The sequence below is a fragment of the Arenimonas sp. MALMAid1274 genome, assembly GCF_049195245.1.
Lineage (GTDB): Bacteria > Pseudomonadota > Gammaproteobacteria > Xanthomonadales > Xanthomonadaceae > Arenimonas.
This window is the reverse complement of the sequence record NZ_JBMIRR010000020.1, coordinates 103,427-117,327: the sequence shown is the minus strand read 5'-3', so window position 1 is coordinate 117,327 and position 13,901 is coordinate 103,427. Positions and strand designations below refer to the sequence as shown.

The window sequence follows — 13,901 nt, the reverse complement described above, 5'->3', positions numbered from 1 at the left end:
GCCGGCCGCCATACTCGACCCGTTGCGCCACCCGGAGACCCCCATGACTCGTTTGCTGGCCCCGCTAGCCGCCGCCGCCCTGATCCTGTCCCTCGCCCTGCCCGCCCATGCCGGCGTCAAGGAAGAGAACAAGGCCACCGACGCCACCCGCGTGCTGGCCGAGATCATGCGCATCCCCGAGACCTCGGTGCCGGCCAAGATGTTCGACGAGGCCCACGCCATCGCCGTCATCCCGGACGTGGTCAAGGTCGGCCTGGTCATCGGTGGCCGCCGCGGCAAGGGCCTGATCGCGGTGCGCGGCAGCGACGGCACCTGGTCCAACCCCAGCTTCGTCACCCTCACCGGCGGCAGCCTCGGCTTCCAGGCCGGCGTGCAGTCGGCCGACGTGATTCTGGTCTTCCGCAGCCCGCGCGGCGTGGACAACATCGTCAACGGCAAGTTCACCCTCGGCGCCGACGCCAGCGTGGCCGCCGGCCCGGTCGGCCGCAGCGCCCAGGCCAGCACCGACGAGCAGCTCAAGGCCGAGATCTACAGCTATTCGCGCGCCCGCGGCCTGTTCGCCGGCGTGGCCCTGGATGGCGCCGTGATGAGCATCGACCACAGGGCGAACCAGCGCGCCTACGGCAACAACACCACCCCGCGCGCCATCTTCGAGGGCCGCGCCAATGCCCCCGCCGCGCCCCTGGTCGAGTTCCGCGACCGCCTGGAAGAAAACACCGTCTCCCAGGACTGATGGCCGGGGCGGCCAGGCGCCGCCTGCGCTATCCTTGGGTCCTCGGATCAACGCGGGAATACGCACATGGGCAGCTTCAGCATCTGGCACTGGCTCATCGTCCTGGTCGTGGTGGTGCTGGTGTTCGGCACCAAGAAGCTCAAGGGCGTGGGCAAGGACCTGGGCGAAGGCATCCAGGGCTTCAAGGAAGGCCTCAAGGGCAAGGACGAGCCGCCGGCCCAGCTGGGCAGCGAGCGCCGCGAGGCGCCGCCGCAGGATGAAGCCTCGCGCCAGGACAGCCAGCGCAAGGATTCCTGATCCCGGCCCCGGCCGGGAGCGGCACGCCCCATGTTCGACATCGGTTTCAGCGAACTGCTCGTCATCGCGGTCGTCGCCCTGCTCGTGCTCGGTCCCGAGCGCCTGCCCAAGGCGGCGCGCTTCGCCGGCCTGTGGGTGCGCAAGGCGCGCGCGCAGTGGTACTCGGTGAAGTCCGAGTTCGAGCGCGAGATGGCGGCCGATGAAATGAAGCGCAGCCTCTCGGACCCGGTGCAGGACCTGCGCCGTGACCTGGACGGTGTCGGCCGCGACCTGGGCGAGGTCGGCCGCGACGTCTCCGCGGCCACCCGCGAGGCCGAGGCCCTGGCCCGCGCCGATGGCGATGCCGCCACCGCGGTGCTCGACATCCCGCCGCAGTCTGCGGTGCCAGTGCCCGACCCGTCCGCCGTGCCGTCCGACGGGGTCGTCGCACCGCACGCAGGGGACACGACGCAGAACGAGGCCTCGCCTTCGTCCGGACCCGAACCGGAGTTCTACACCGACCCGCCCGCGGACGCGCCCGACACCGCCACCCAGATGCCGATCGCCTTCCCCGCGCGGCGCGATCCGCCGCCGCCGTGACCGGTCGCGCCGGCCAGCCCGAAGAATCGCTGATGGGCCACCTGCTGGAGCTGCGCGCGCGCCTGCTCAAGGGCGTGCTGGCGGTGCTGGCGGTGTTCATCGCGCTGCTGCCCTTCGGCAACCGCATCTACGCCGAACTGGCGGCGCCGCTGCTGGCCAAGCTGCCCGCAGGCGGCCAGCTGGTGGCCATCGACGTGGCCTCGCCCTTCTTCACCCCGGTCAAGCTGTCGTTCTTCGTGGCGCTGATGGTGGCGATGCCCGTGCTGCTGTACCAGGCCTGGGCCTTCGTGGCGCCGGGCCTGTACCAGAACGAAAAACGGCTGGCGCGTCCGCTGCTGGTGGCGGCGGTGGCGCTGTTCTACATCGGCTGCGCGTTCGCGTACTTCCTGGTGCTGCCCACCGTGTTCGGCTTCCTCACCGCGGTCACGCCCGAGGGCGTGGCGATGATGACCGACATCAGCCGCTACCTCGATTTCGTGCTGGTGATCTTCCTGGCCTTCGGCCTGAGCTTCGAGCTGCCGGTGGCGGTGGTGGTGCTGGTGCTACTGGGTGTGGTGACGCCGGCGCAGCTGCGCGAGGCGCGCGGCTACGTGGTGGTCGGCGTGTTCATCCTGGCCGCCATCATCACGCCGCCCGACGTGGTCTCGCAGCTGATGCTGGCGATTCCGATGTGCCTGCTCTACGAGATCGGCATCATCGCCGGCGCCATCCTGCGGCCCAAGGCCGCGGACGCCTGAGCCCATGCAAGCGCCGGCCGGCTTCTGGCGCCGTTACGCCGCCTACAGCCTCGATGCCGCCGCGGTGGTGCTGCTGGCCTCGCCGCTGCTGGCGTGGCGCGGGCTTCGCGACTGGCCGGACCTGACCACGCGCTTCGAGGCGCTGCAGATGCGGCTGCTGGAACGCCTTGAGGCCACCCTGGCCGAAGCCGGCGATCTTTTCGCCGCCGTAACCCGGGCCTTGTCCGACCCGGCCCTGCGCGAGGGCATCACCTCGCTAGCGGAGGCCCTGGCGCGGCTGCTGGGCTTCGGCGCCGTCGTGCTGTTCGCGGTGGCGGCGCTGTGGTTCATTCCCACCGAAGCCTCGCGCGCCCAGGCCAGCCCGGGCAAACGGGCCGCCGGACTGTGGGTCACCGACCTGGGCGGCCAGGCCTGCGGGCGCGGGCGGATCGTGCTGCGCTTCGTCGCCGGCGTGGGCTCGTGGCTGAGCTTCAACCTGGGGCACGCGATGGCGGCATGGACGCCCGGCAAACGTGCGCTGCACGACTACATCGCGGGCACGCGGGTGCAGCTTGCCCCGGGCGCCGACCCCGCGATGCCGCGCTGGGCACGCAGCTGGCTGCTGCTGCAGGCCGCGCTGTTCTGCGGCTTCAACGCCTACGTGCTGCTGGCCTACGCGGCCCTGCTGTGGGAAGCGGTGCAGACCGGCCTTCCCTGAGTCCGCGGACCACAAGCGGAACGACGCGCGACGCCCTGGCCGGCCCGCCCGCAGCGCGCGCCCGGCCGGTGTCCGCGCGCGTGGCTCAGAGCGCCACGGCCTCCGGGGCCGGCGGCACCGCGTCCGACGTCTCGCCAAAGATGTCGCACCAGGCGTGGTAATAGAAGCCGAACATCACCGCATACAGCGCCAGCATCATCAGCACCATGGCCGGCACCATCACCACCGTGGCCAGCACCGGGCTCACCAGCGACAGCACCACCATCACCAGCGCCAGCACGATCGCCAGCAGCAGCACCACGATGAATCCGACAATCGCCGCCACGATCACGAAGCCCAGCAGCGGCAGGAAATTCTTCAGCGCCGCCACCGTGCCGGCCGCCGCGCTGGGCAGCACGTCACCGCCGCGCAGGGCCACGCCCGCCAGCGACAGCATGTAGGCGTGCGTCCAGACCAGGGCCACCAGCATCATCAGCAGGGTGGTGGGCAGCAGGCCGTTCGGCGCGCGCAGCAGCAGCGCCTTGATGGCGTCCATGTCCGGCTGGCCGCCCGGCGGCACCGCCATCGCAATCGCGAAGTACTCCTTGTAGAACTGGCCCACCGCAGTGAACGACAGCGCCGCGGCGCACACCAGGTAGAAGGCGGTGAACAGCAGCGACACCAGGATCACCTGGCGCGCGGCGCCAGGCTGGCGGAACATCGAGAACACGTCGGTGGCGCGCGCCGGCGCGCCGCGGTGGGTGGCATCGATCACGCGGAACACGCCGCCGGTGATCGGCGGCATCACCACCGCGCTGAACAGCATCACCACCACGTACACCACGCCCAGGGCCATCAGCGACGGCCCGACGATGGCCTGGGCCACCATCTGCATCGCGGTCATCGCAAACACCACCACCACCATCAGCAGCAGCGCGCCGAACAGCGCCTTGGGATTGCGGCGGCCCACGTCCAGCGACTTCATCAGCCAGCCGAACGGCGCGGCCATCTCCACGGTCCTTGCACTCATCGTCTTACCCCTTGCCGTGGCGCTGGTGCGCCACATGGATGAATCGTCGCAGCACGCGCCGGGCCAGCGGCGCCGGCTTCACCGCGCGCAGCAGGCCCTGGTGGCAGGTGCCCTCGTTGGCCAGCGCTTCGGAACGCGCCTGGATGTAGCCCCGCATCATGCCGGTGCTGAACTCGGGATGGAATTGCACGCCCCACACCGAATCGCCCCAGCGGAAGGCCTGGCAGTCGTCGCGCTCCGAGCGCGCCAGCACCGTCGCGCCCGGTGGCGGCGCCGTGACGGTCTGCAGGTGGGTGGTATGGGCATCGAAGCGCGTGCCCAGGCCGGAGAACAGGGCATCGTGCCCGGCGGCGGCGTCGAGTTCGACCGGCACCGTGCCCATCTCGCGGCCTCGCGGGTTGTAGTCGACCTGGCCGCCCAGCGCATGCGCCAGCAGCTGGTGCCCGTAGCAGATGCCGAACAGCGGCGTGCCGGCGTCGGCCGCGCGGCGCAGCCACTGCGCGCTGCGCTCGCTCCAGTCCAGGCGCTCGGTGACCATCGCGCCCGAGCCGGTGACCAGCACGCCGGCGTGTTCGCCGGGCTCGGGCAGCGCTTCGCCGTCGAGCACCCGGCAGTGCCGCACCTGGCGGCCATGCAGGCCCGCGGCGACGCGGATCCAGTGGCCGAAGCTGCCGTGGCGGCGCAGGCGCGGGATGGGCGTGCCGGTTTCGAGGATCAGGAAGGGTTTCATCGGGCGCAGAGCGAGCCGTGGCGCGGTTCGCCGCTATACTAGCGCGCTTCAAGGACACGGCGAACCGCGATGACCGCACCCACCTTCCAGGAACTGATCCTGCGGCTCAACCAGTACTGGGCCGAGCAGGGCTGCGTGCTGATCCAGCCGCTCGACCTCGAGGTCGGCGCCGGCACCTTCCATCCCGCCACCTTCCTGCGTGCGCTGGGTCCCGAGCCCTGGAACGCCGCCTACGTGCAGCCCTGCCGCCGGCCCACCGACGGCCGCTACGGCGAGAACCCCAATCGCCTGCAGCGCTACTACCAGTACCAGGTGGTGCTCAAGCCCAATCCCGACAACATCCTCGACCTCTACATCGGCTCGCTGAAGGTGCTGGGCATCGATCCGCTGGTGCACGACCTGCGCTTCGTCGAGGACAACTGGGAATCGCCGACGCTGGGCGCCTGGGGCCTGGGCTGGGAAGTCTGGCTCAACGGCATGGAGGTGACGCAGTTCACCTACTTCCAGCAGGCCGGCGGCCTGGAGTGCAAGCCGGTCACCGGCGAGATCACCTACGGCCTCGAGCGCCTGTGCATGTACCTGCAGGACGTGGACAACGTGTTCGACCTGGTCTGGACCCGCGGCCCGCACGGCGACATCACCTATCGCGACGTCTACCACCAGAACGAGGTCGAGCAAAGCACCTACAACTTCGAGCACGCCGACGTGGGCGAACTGTTCCACCGCTTCGACGCCTGCGAGGCCGAGGCGCTGAAGCTGGTCGAGCTGGGCCTGCCCTTGCCCGCCTACGAGCAGGTCTGCAAGGCCTCGCACAGCTTCAACCTGCTCGATGCGCGCCGCGCGATCTCGGTCACCGAGCGCCAGCGCTACATCCTGCGCGTGCGCACGCTGTCGCGCGCCTGCGCCGAGGCCTACTACGCGCAGCGCGAGAAGCTGGGCTTCCCCGGCCTGCGTGCGCCGGCCCACCGCGGCGAGGAGACCGTGAATGTCTGAGCACCTGCCCCTGCTGGTCGAGATCGGCACCGAAGAGCTGCCGCCCAAGGCCCTGCCCGAGCTGGCCCAGGCCTTCTACGACGGCATCCTCAAGGCCCTGGCCGCGCGCCGCATCGCCCTGCCCGACGTGCCGGGCGACCTGCCCGCGCGCCCGCTGTATTCCCCGCGCCGACTGGCGGTCTACCTGCCGGCCGTGTCCACCCAGCAGCCGGTGCAGCACAGCGAGGTGCTGGGGCCGTACACCAATGTCGGCCTGGACGGGTCGGGCAATCCCACGCCGGCCCTGCTGGGCTTCGCGCAGAAGAACGGCCTGGAATGGCAGCAGCTCGAGCGCGTCACCGACGCCAAGGGCATGCGCTTCGTGGCCCGCAGCAACCGGCCGGGCGCGCGCACGCTCGACCTGCTGGCCGAGATCGTCAACGAGGCGGTGAAGGGCCTTCCGATTCCCAAGCCGATGCGCTGGGGCAGCCGCGAGACCGGCTTCGTGCGGCCGATGCACTGGCTGGTGATCCTGCTGGGCCGCGACGTGGCGCCCGGTGAAGTGCTGGGCTTCAAGGCCGACCGCATGAGCCGAGGCCACCGTTTCCACCACGCCAAGCCGGTGTGGCTCAACGACGCCAACGAATACCTCGAGGCCCTGCGCGCCGCCTACGTGCTGGCCGATCCGCGCGAGCGCCGCGATCGCGTGCGCGCCGAGATCAACGCCGCGGCGCGCGAGGCCGGCGGCAGCGCTCGCGTGCCTGCCGAGCTGCTGGAGGAAGTGAACTGCCTGGTGGAATGGCCCAAGGCCATCCTGTGCAGCTTCGAGCCCGGCTTCCTGCGGGTGCCGCAGGAAGCGCTGATCTCGACCATGGAGTCGAACCAGAAGTTCTTCCCGGTGCTGGACGCCGAGGGCCGCCTGAGCGAGAAGTTCATCGGCATCGCCAACCTTGAAAGCAAGGACCCGGCGCAGATCCGCCAGGGCTACGAGCGCGTGATCCGGCCGCGTTTCGCCGACGCGCAGTTCTTCTACGACGAAGACCTCAAGCAGGGCCTGGCCGGCATGGCCGCGGGCCTGGCCACGGTCACCTACCAGCAGAAGCTGGGCAGCTATTCGCACAAGACGGTGCGCGTCACGGTGCTGGCCGAAGCCATCGCCGAGAAGCTGGGCCTGGACGTGGCGATGGCGCACAGCGCCGCCAGCCTGGCCAAGGCCGACCTGCAGAGCCGCATGGTGGGCGAGTTCCCCGAGCTGCAGGGCATCGCGGGCCGCTACTACGCGGCGGCCGCGGGCCAGCCTTCCGAGGTGGCGCAGGCGATCGACGAGGCCTACCAGCCGCGCTTCGCCGGCGACGCCATCGCGCCCTCGCCGCTGGGCCGCGTGCTGGCCATCGCCGAGCGCCTGGACACCCTGGCCGGCGGTTTCGCGGCGGGTCTCAAGCCCACCGGCAACAAGGATCCGTTCGCGCTGCGCCGCAGCGCGCTGGGCCTGGCCCGCACCCTGATCGAGGGCGGCCTGGAGCTCGACACCCGCGACCTGCTGGTGGCGGCGCGCTCGGGCGTGCTCGATTCGATGGTGATGGTGGACCTGCGCTCCAAGCAGAAGGCCGCCGAGGAAGCCGTGTCGCATGGCGTCAAGGTGCAGGGCGATGGCGCGGTGGGGGCGGGCGTGATGAACGCCGCCGAGATCGAGGAGCTGCAGGACTTCATCACCGAGCGCCTGCGCGGCTACTACGCCGACCAGGGCGTGCCGGGCACGCAGTTCGACGCCGTGGCCGACGTGCGTCCGGAATCGCTGCTCGACTTCGACCGCCGGCTCAAGGCCATTGCCGAATTCGTGCGCCTGCGCGAGGCCTCGTCGCTGGCGGCCGCCAACAAGCGCATCCGCAACCTGCTCAAGAAGGTCGAGGGCGACATTCCGTCGGAGGTTGACGCCTCCCGGCTGTCGGACCCGGCCGAACTGCGCCTGCACGGCGAGCTGGTGACGGCGCTGGCCGACACCGATCCACTGCTCGCCCAGCGCGACTACGTCGGCACGCTCAAGCGCCTGGCGCAGCTGCAGCTGCCGGTGGACGCCTTCTTCCGCGACGTGATGGTGATGGCCGACGACCCCGCGGTACGCGACAACCGCCTGGCCCTGCTCAAGCAGATCGCCGACCGCTTCGCCACCGTCGCCGCCGTCGAACAACTATCCACCACCTGAAAACATACCAGGTATGTTTTCACTGGCAATGAGACAGTCTCAGCGGGAATGAAAACATACCTGGTATGTTTTCATCAGTAGACGTCGCGGCGGTAGCGGTGGGTTTCGGCTAGTTGATCCAGGGCTTCGGGGCCGATGGCTTCGATGAGTACGGACTCGACGCCGGGGGCCATGCCCTCCAGGCTGCCGCAGACCATCACGGTGGCGCCCTGCGCCAGCCAGGCGCGCAGGCGCGGCAGCTGTTCGCGCAGGCGCTGCTGCACGTAGACGCGGTCGGGCGTGTCGCGGGAGAACGCCAGGTCCAGGTGCTCCAGGAAACCGGCGGCCTGCATCGCTTCGATCTCGGCGCCGAAGTGGAAGTCATGCGCGGCGCAGCGTTCGCCGAACAGCAGCCAGTTGCGGCGATGGCCCGCCGCCACGCGCGACTTGAGCAAGCCAAGCAGCCCGGCGATGCCGGTGCCATTGCCCACCAGCACCAGCGGACGGTCGTCCGCGGGCGCGTGGAAGGACGGGTTGCTGCGCAGGCGCAGCGCGATGCCGGCCTGCGGCAGCGCATGCCGCGTCAGCCAGGCCGAGCCCAGGCCCAGGCGGCCATCGGGGCGATGCATCTGCCGCACCAGCAGCTCGATGCGCCCCTCCGACGGCAGCGACGCGATCGAATACTCGCGATGCGGCAACGCCGCCAGCCCGTCGACCAGCGCCTGCGGCGACAGACCCCGCACCGACGCCGGATCCGGCAGCACGCAGCCCGCCAGCGCATCGCGCAGCGGCAGAGGCTGCCCGTGCAGGCTCACGGTCGCACCGGCGTCATGGCCGCTGGCGGCCAGGAAGGTGGACACCTCCGCCGGCGCGAGCCTCGGCCCGATCTCGGCGATGTCACCCGCCTGCCAGTGCGCCCCCGCCGCGGGCGGCGACAGCGCGACCCGGTACACCGCGCCGCCGGGACTGCCCTCATTGAGCAGCTCGCGCTCGACCAGTCGCCAGGCCTCGTAGCGCGGCGGACTCCAGTCGGGCAGATCGGTGCGTCCCGCCAGCAGCCCCAGGTGATGCTGCCAGTGCCGCAGCGCGCCGGCATCGCCGTTGTCCACCTGCACGGTGTCGAACAGCGGCACCGCGCCGTGCTGCCGCAGCCAGTGCTCCAGGTCGCGCGCGAACCCGCAGAAATGCGCATAGCTGCGATCGCCCAGCGCAAGCAGGCCGAAGCGCAGTCCCGACAGCGCCGCAGGCTGCGCCAGCACGCGCTTCGCGAAGCGGCGCACCGCATCCGGCGGTTCACCCTCGCCGAAAGTGCTGGCCACCACCAGCAGCCGCGGCACGCGCGCCAGAGCTTCCGCGTCCAGCGTGGACAGGGCGACGACCTGCACGCGCAGACCGGCCGCCTGCAGGCTTGAAGCGGTCTGCCAGGCCAGGCCTTCGGCCGTGCCGGTCTGGCTGGCGTATGCGATGACAAGGTCGGTCGCGGCCCCGGCGACGGCCGGTGCCACCGATGCCGGCGCAAGCAGATCCGCGGCGCGGGCGGCGGCCTGTTTCTTCCGGCGGCGGTCGAGGTAGAGCAGCCAGCCGGTGATCGTGAACAGCGGCATCGCCAGGCTGGCCAGGCCGAACAGCAGCAGGCCGGGCAGCCCGAAGAAGCTGCCGCTGTGCAGCGGGAAGATGCTGGCCATCAGCTTCTGGCCCGCGGGCTTGTCGTCATAGCGCTCGTGCTCGCGCACGGCCAGCGTGGCGGCATCCAGCGTGAGCCGGTTGTTGGCACGCTCGTGCGGCGGATCCGGATCCTGGTAACTGAATTCCAGCGGCTGGCCCGGCGACCCCGGCAGACGCAGGGTCAGGCTCGAATGCGCAGGCACGATCCGGTTGAACGCCCCGAAGGCCGCCGCCACGTCCGGCGCCGTCACCGCACCCTGGCCGCGCGACGCGCCACCGCCCCGCGGATCGGCCTGCAGTGCGCCGCTGCCGCGCTGGCGTTCGCCCGCCGCGCCCGCGCCCGCCGGCGGCGGACCCCCACGCTGCGCCGGCACCGGCGTGCCCGTGATCGAGTACAGCCCGCTGCGGTACCAGTCGTAGGACCAGAACAGCCCGGTCAAGGCCATCACCAGATAGGCCAGCACCACCCAGGTACCCACCACCGAATGCAGGTGCCACAGGAAGCTGCGGCCCCTCTGCGCCCAGTCCAGCCGCAGCCAGGCACGCCAGTCCAGCCACTTGCGCGGCCAGCGCAGGTACAGGCCCGAGAGGCAGAAGAACACCAGCGCCACGGTCGAGGCGCCGACGATCTGCTTGCCGACCTCGTCGGCCGCCAGCCAGCGGTGGATCTGCATCGTGGTGCGGAAGAAGCCTTCGCCGCGCGGCGTGCCCAGCAGGTCGCCGGTGTAGGGATCGACGTAGCGGCTCTCGCCGCGCGCGCGCCCGCCGGGTCCGGTTGGCGCCCCCTGCACGGGTGCGAAACCGACGCGTGCGCTGTCGCCGGCTTCCGCCGGCAGCGTGATCGAACTGATCGTCTTGCCCGGCTCGGCCCGCGCAATCCGCGCCAGCAGTTCCTCCGGCGCCAGCGGCGTACGGCCCTGCACCGGCACGGTCATCACGCCGGCATTCATCGCCTTGAGCAGGTCGTGCTCGAAGGACAGCATCGCGCCGGTGACGCCGACCACCGCCAGCACCAGGCCGGCGGTGATCCCCAGGAACCAGTGGATCTGGAAGATCGCGTTCTTGAACATGGAAGGCCTAGGACTCCGCCCAGCGGCGCAGCAGGTTGTGGTACACGCCGGTGAGCTGCACCAGCGCCGGATGTCCGGGCGCAGCCTGGGTCAGGTGCTGGATGCCGCGGTCGAGGTCGAACAGTTCACGGCGCTGGCCGGCGTCACGCACCAGGCTCTGCATCCAGAAGAAGCAGGCCAGGCGTTCGCCGCGCGTCACCGGCGTCACCTTGTGCAGGCTGGTGCCCGGGTACAGCACCAGGTCGCCGGCCGCCAGCTTCACGGTCTGCACGCCGTAGGTGTCCTCGATCACCAGCTCGCCGCCGTCGTAGTCTCCGGGCTCGCTCAGGAACAGCGTGGCCGACAGGTCGGTGCGCACCGGCTCGCTGCGGGCGCCGCTACGCTCGTAGCGGATCGCGTTGTCCACGTGGAAGCCGAACGACTGCCCGCCGGCGTAGCGGTTGAACAGCGGCGGGTAGATCTTGCGCGGCAGCGCCGCGCTGAAGAACAGGGCGCTGCGACCCAGTGCGTCCAGCACCAGGCCGCCCAGCTCGCGTGCCACCGGGTCGTTCTCCGGCAGCTGCGCGTTGTCCTTGGCCTGCGCCGACTGGTAGCCGGCGGTGAGCTTGCCGTCGGCCCAGCCGGCCGTGGCCAGACGCTGCCGGAACATCGCCAGCTGGTCGGGGGTGAGTACCTTGGGAACCTGCAGCAGCATGGCGGTCTCCTGGCGGGCCCGCGTCGCCGCGGGCCGGGCTTGGAAAAGTCAGAACGCGAGATTGGCGGTCAACATCACCGAGCGCGCCTCGCCCGGCGTGGCCCAGCCGTTGTTGCGGACGCGGACGAAGTAGTCCTTGTCGAACAGGTTGTTGACGTTGAGCTGCAGCGACAGCGTGTCGTTCACCGTGTAGCCCACCATCGCGCGGTGGGTGATGAAGCCCTTGGCGTAGTTGCTGCCGGCCAGGCGGAAGCCGTCCTGGTAGGTGGTGCCGTAGCCGAGGATCCAGTCGCTGGCCAGGGCGTAGGTGGTCCACAGGCTGGCCGACTTCTCCGGCGTCTGCACGATCGGCAGGCCCGCTTCCGGATCCGGGTTGGCTGGCGTGTTGGTGCAGCCGTTCTGGCCGGGCGTGGCCAGGCAATTGTCGGACACGCTCTGCAGCACCTCGCTGTCCAGGAAGGTGGCGTTGGCGAAGATCGACCATGCCGGCGTGATGTGCCCGGCGACGCCGAGGCTGACGCCGTCCACGCGCGCCTGGCCCTCGAGCTGCTGCTCGATCGGCAGCCCGGTGACCGGATCGAAGTCGGCGACCTTGTAGTTCTCGCGGTCGTTGCGGAAGATCGCCGCGGTCAGCGCCAGCCGCTGGTCCACCAGGTCCCACTTGGTGCCCAGCTCGTAGTTCACGGCCGTTTCGGGTTCGACGCCGCAGGTCAGCGCGGTGCAGCTGCCGTTGACCGAGGCCTTGGACGGCGTCTTGCTGTTGGAGTAGCTGAAGTAGACGCTGCCGTTTTCCGCCGGCTTGTACACCACGCCCGCGCGATACGAGAACAGGCGCTCGTCGTTTTCGAAGCTGGCGTTCTTGCCGGTGACGGTGCCGATGCCCGGAATGGCCGGCGCCGTGATCGCCGGGGCCTGCACCACGGCCCAGGTGCCGCTGCTGCCTTCGTTCTGCTCGTAGCGCGCGCCCAGGTTCAGCATCCACTGGTCGTTGAACCTGAGCGTATCGAACGCATAGATCGCCGCGTTCGAAAGCTGGCCCTCCGTGCGGCCGGTGAGCGTGTAGTTCACCGGACCGGTCCAGGTCGACTCCGGATTCGACAGGTCCATGCGCGGCAGCACCACCAGGCTGCCGTCGGGATTGCGCAGCAGGCTGCCGGTGTCGAGGTCGAAGTGTTCGCTGGTGAAGGCCACGCCCGTGACCAGCGCGTGCTCGATGCCGCCGGCCTCGAAGCGCGAGGTCAGGTCGGTCTGGCTGGTGGCCAGGCTGTTCACCGTCTTGCGGCTGAGGCCGCGCGGGCCGCTGGGCTGGTAGGTGTTGGCCGGCTGGCCGCCGGTGCAGGCCAGGCCGGTGGCGGGGTTGATGCCGCTGGCCAGGCACCAGGTGCCCTGGGTGGCGCTGAGCACGGCGTCCTGGTCCACGCGCTGGTAGCGCGCCAGGCTGCGCAGTCCCACCGAATCGCTGAAGTCATGTTCGAACACGGCCGTGAACGAGGTGTTGTCGATGTCCTGGCGGTCTAGGTTGCTGTAGCCGTAGTAGCCCTCTTCGTCGATGCCGGGCAGGGTGCCGCCGTAGGCGGAGAAATAGGGCAGGCCGTACTGCGGGGTGTTCTCGTCCTTCTGCACCAGGGCGCTGAGGGTGAGCCGCGTGTCCGAATCCAGCGCGAAACCGATCGAGGGCGCGATGCCCCAGCGGCTGAAGTCCTCGTGGTCGCGGTCGGGCACGTCGTTGCGGTGAACCATCGCGTTCAGGCGGAACGCGGTGTCGTTGCCCAGCACGTGGTTGGTGTCGAAAGTGGCGCGACCGTAGCTGTCGGTGCCGGCGCCCAGGCTGAGCACGCTGAACTCCTCCAGCCGCGCGGCCTTGCTGACCAGGTTGATGTTGCCGCCGACCGAGCCCGCGCCGGAATGGACCGAGTTGGCGCCGTTCACCAGCTCCAGCGATTCGAGGTTGAAGTTGTCGGTGCGGGTGTACTGGGCGCTGTCGCGCACGCCGTCCACGGTGATGTCGGAGGTGGCGCTGAATCCGCGCAGGTTGATGCTGTCGCCGTAACCGCCGCCGCCCTCGCCCGCGCCGAAGGTGATGCCCGGCAGCGTGGTCAGGATGTCGCGCAGGCCGACCAGGCCCTGCTGGTCCATGGTGGTCTTGTCGATCACCGTGATGGTCTGCGGGGTATCGAGCAGGGCCTCGGTGTATTTGGGCGAGGCGGGCTTGTCGAGGGTTTCGCCCTGGACTTCGATGCCGTCCAGGCGGGTGGCGCCGGAGGCGTCGGCGATGGCGTCGAGCGAGGCATCGAGTTCGGCGTCGGCGACAGGGTCGGCCAGTGCCGGCAGGGCGCCCATGGCCAGGGCGGACGCGATCGCGAGGGCGACGAGGCTCGGGGCCGGGCGACGCAGCGCCGGCACGGTGTGTCTGGAGATCATGCAAAAACCCCTGGTGGGCAAGTTCTGGAGCGGTCTGGCTGGGTCGTTGCGACTAGCTAATGAGAATCAATCTTATTCGCATCCCTATTCGCAAGCAAGGGGTCGCCGGTGTCGG

General features: G+C 70.2%; 11 protein-coding genes and 1 pseudogene. 7 read left to right on the top strand and 5 right to left on the bottom strand.

The window, feature by feature from the left end; genetic code table 11:
* Window positions 1-55: 55 nt before the first annotated feature.
* From ACOQFR_RS01255 to ACOQFR_RS01235, 5 genes and pseudogenes are all read left to right on the top strand, one after another.
* Window positions 56-718, top strand: a pseudogene (locus tag ACOQFR_RS01255) (lipid-binding SYLF domain-containing protein); the annotation flags it as partial.
* Window positions 719-799: 81 nt separating this feature from the next.
* Window positions 800-1,030, top strand: coding sequence for a Sec-independent protein translocase subunit TatA (gene tatA, locus ACOQFR_RS01250; protein ID WP_421377731.1), 231 nt, complete (start codon window positions 800-802; stop codon window positions 1,028-1,030).
* A 30-nt stretch (window positions 1,031-1,060) separates the two neighbouring features.
* Window positions 1,061-1,609 (top strand): Sec-independent protein translocase protein TatB, encoded by a 549-nt coding sequence (gene tatB, locus ACOQFR_RS01245; RefSeq protein WP_421377730.1) that lies wholly within the window; start codon window positions 1,061-1,063, stop codon window positions 1,607-1,609.
* A gap of 32 nt (window positions 1,610-1,641) precedes the next feature.
* Window positions 1,642-2,346: a twin-arginine translocase subunit TatC gene (tatC, locus tag ACOQFR_RS01240; protein WP_421377810.1), complete on the top strand. Its 705-nt coding sequence runs from the start codon at window positions 1,642-1,644 to the stop codon at window positions 2,344-2,346.
* Window positions 2,347-2,350: 4 nt separating this feature from the next.
* Window positions 2,351-3,043 (top strand): RDD family protein, encoded by a 693-nt coding sequence (locus tag ACOQFR_RS01235; protein ID WP_421377729.1) that lies wholly within the window; start codon window positions 2,351-2,353, stop codon window positions 3,041-3,043.
* 85 nt (window positions 3,044-3,128) lie between these two features.
* Here ACOQFR_RS01235 and ACOQFR_RS01230 read toward each other — a convergent pair whose 3' ends face one another.
* Window positions 3,129-4,052 carry a hypothetical protein gene (locus ACOQFR_RS01230; RefSeq protein ID WP_421377728.1) on the bottom strand — a complete coding sequence of 308 codons (924 nt, stop codon included), beginning with the start codon at window positions 4,050-4,052 and terminating at the stop codon, window positions 3,129-3,131.
* A gap of 4 nt (window positions 4,053-4,056) precedes the next feature.
* A complete protein-coding gene (locus tag ACOQFR_RS01225) occupies window positions 4,057-4,782 on the bottom strand; it encodes a glutamine amidotransferase (RefSeq protein WP_421377727.1) in 726 nt (241 codons plus the stop codon).
* 69 nt (window positions 4,783-4,851) lie between these two features.
* Here ACOQFR_RS01225 and glyQ point away from each other — a divergent pair, with 69 nt between their 5' ends.
* Both glyQ and glyS read left to right on the top strand, forming a co-directional pair.
* Window positions 4,852-5,775 carry a glycine--tRNA ligase subunit alpha gene (gene glyQ / locus ACOQFR_RS01220; RefSeq protein WP_421377726.1) on the top strand — a complete coding sequence of 308 codons (924 nt, stop codon included), beginning with the start codon at window positions 4,852-4,854 and terminating at the stop codon, window positions 5,773-5,775.
* Window positions 5,768-7,957 (top strand): glycine--tRNA ligase subunit beta, encoded by a 2,190-nt coding sequence (gene glyS / locus ACOQFR_RS01215; protein WP_421377724.1) that lies wholly within the window; start codon window positions 5,768-5,770, stop codon window positions 7,955-7,957. Before glyQ ends, glyS begins: the two co-directional genes overlap by 8 nt.
* Before the next feature lie 74 nt (window positions 7,958-8,031).
* Here the strand turns inward: glyS and ACOQFR_RS01210 are convergent, their stop codons facing one another.
* From ACOQFR_RS01210 to ACOQFR_RS01200, 3 genes are read right to left on the bottom strand one after another with little or no spacing between them, the layout of a single operon-like run.
* Complete coding sequence (locus ACOQFR_RS01210) at window positions 8,032-10,671, bottom strand: PepSY domain-containing protein (protein WP_421377723.1); 2,640 nt, start codon at window positions 10,669-10,671, stop codon at window positions 8,032-8,034.
* Window positions 10,672-10,678: 7 nt separating this feature from the next.
* Window positions 10,679-11,365, bottom strand: coding sequence for a Fe2+-dependent dioxygenase (locus ACOQFR_RS01205; protein WP_421377722.1), 687 nt, complete (start codon window positions 11,363-11,365; stop codon window positions 10,679-10,681).
* 48 nt (window positions 11,366-11,413) lie between these two features.
* Window positions 11,414-13,786 (bottom strand): TonB-dependent receptor, encoded by a 2,373-nt coding sequence (locus tag ACOQFR_RS01200; RefSeq protein ID WP_421377721.1) that lies wholly within the window; start codon window positions 13,784-13,786, stop codon window positions 11,414-11,416.
* Between the last annotated feature and the right edge of the window lie 115 nt (window positions 13,787-13,901).

What these genes read in the sequence shown, in the direction of transcription:
- tatA (WP_421377731.1), top strand. Translation starts at nt 800, where the DNA reads ATGGGCAGCTTCAGCATCTGGCACTGGCTCATCGTCCTGGTCGTGGTG.
- ACOQFR_RS01230 (WP_421377728.1), bottom strand. Translation starts at nt 4,052, where the DNA reads ATGAGTGCAAGGACCGTGGAGATGGCCGCGCCGTTCGGCTGGCTGATG.
- tatC (WP_421377810.1), top strand. Translation starts at nt 1,642, where the DNA reads ATGGGCCACCTGCTGGAGCTGCGCGCGCGCCTGCTCAAGGGCGTGCTG.
- ACOQFR_RS01200 (WP_421377721.1), bottom strand. Translation starts at nt 13,786, where the DNA reads ATGATCTCCAGACACACCGTGCCGGCGCTGCGTCGCCCGGCCCCGAGC.
- ACOQFR_RS01205 (WP_421377722.1), bottom strand. Translation starts at nt 11,365, where the DNA reads ATGCTGCTGCAGGTTCCCAAGGTACTCACCCCCGACCAGCTGGCGATG.
- ACOQFR_RS01210 (WP_421377723.1), bottom strand. Translation starts at nt 10,671, where the DNA reads ATGTTCAAGAACGCGATCTTCCAGATCCACTGGTTCCTGGGGATCACC.
- ACOQFR_RS01225 (WP_421377727.1), bottom strand. Translation starts at nt 4,782, where the DNA reads ATGAAACCCTTCCTGATCCTCGAAACCGGCACGCCCATCCCGCGCCTG.
- tatB (WP_421377730.1), top strand. Translation starts at nt 1,061, where the DNA reads ATGTTCGACATCGGTTTCAGCGAACTGCTCGTCATCGCGGTCGTCGCC.
- glyQ (WP_421377726.1), top strand. Translation starts at nt 4,852, where the DNA reads ATGACCGCACCCACCTTCCAGGAACTGATCCTGCGGCTCAACCAGTAC.
- ACOQFR_RS01235 (WP_421377729.1), top strand. Translation starts at nt 2,351, where the DNA reads ATGCAAGCGCCGGCCGGCTTCTGGCGCCGTTACGCCGCCTACAGCCTC.
- glyS (WP_421377724.1), top strand. Translation starts at nt 5,768, where the DNA reads ATGTCTGAGCACCTGCCCCTGCTGGTCGAGATCGGCACCGAAGAGCTG.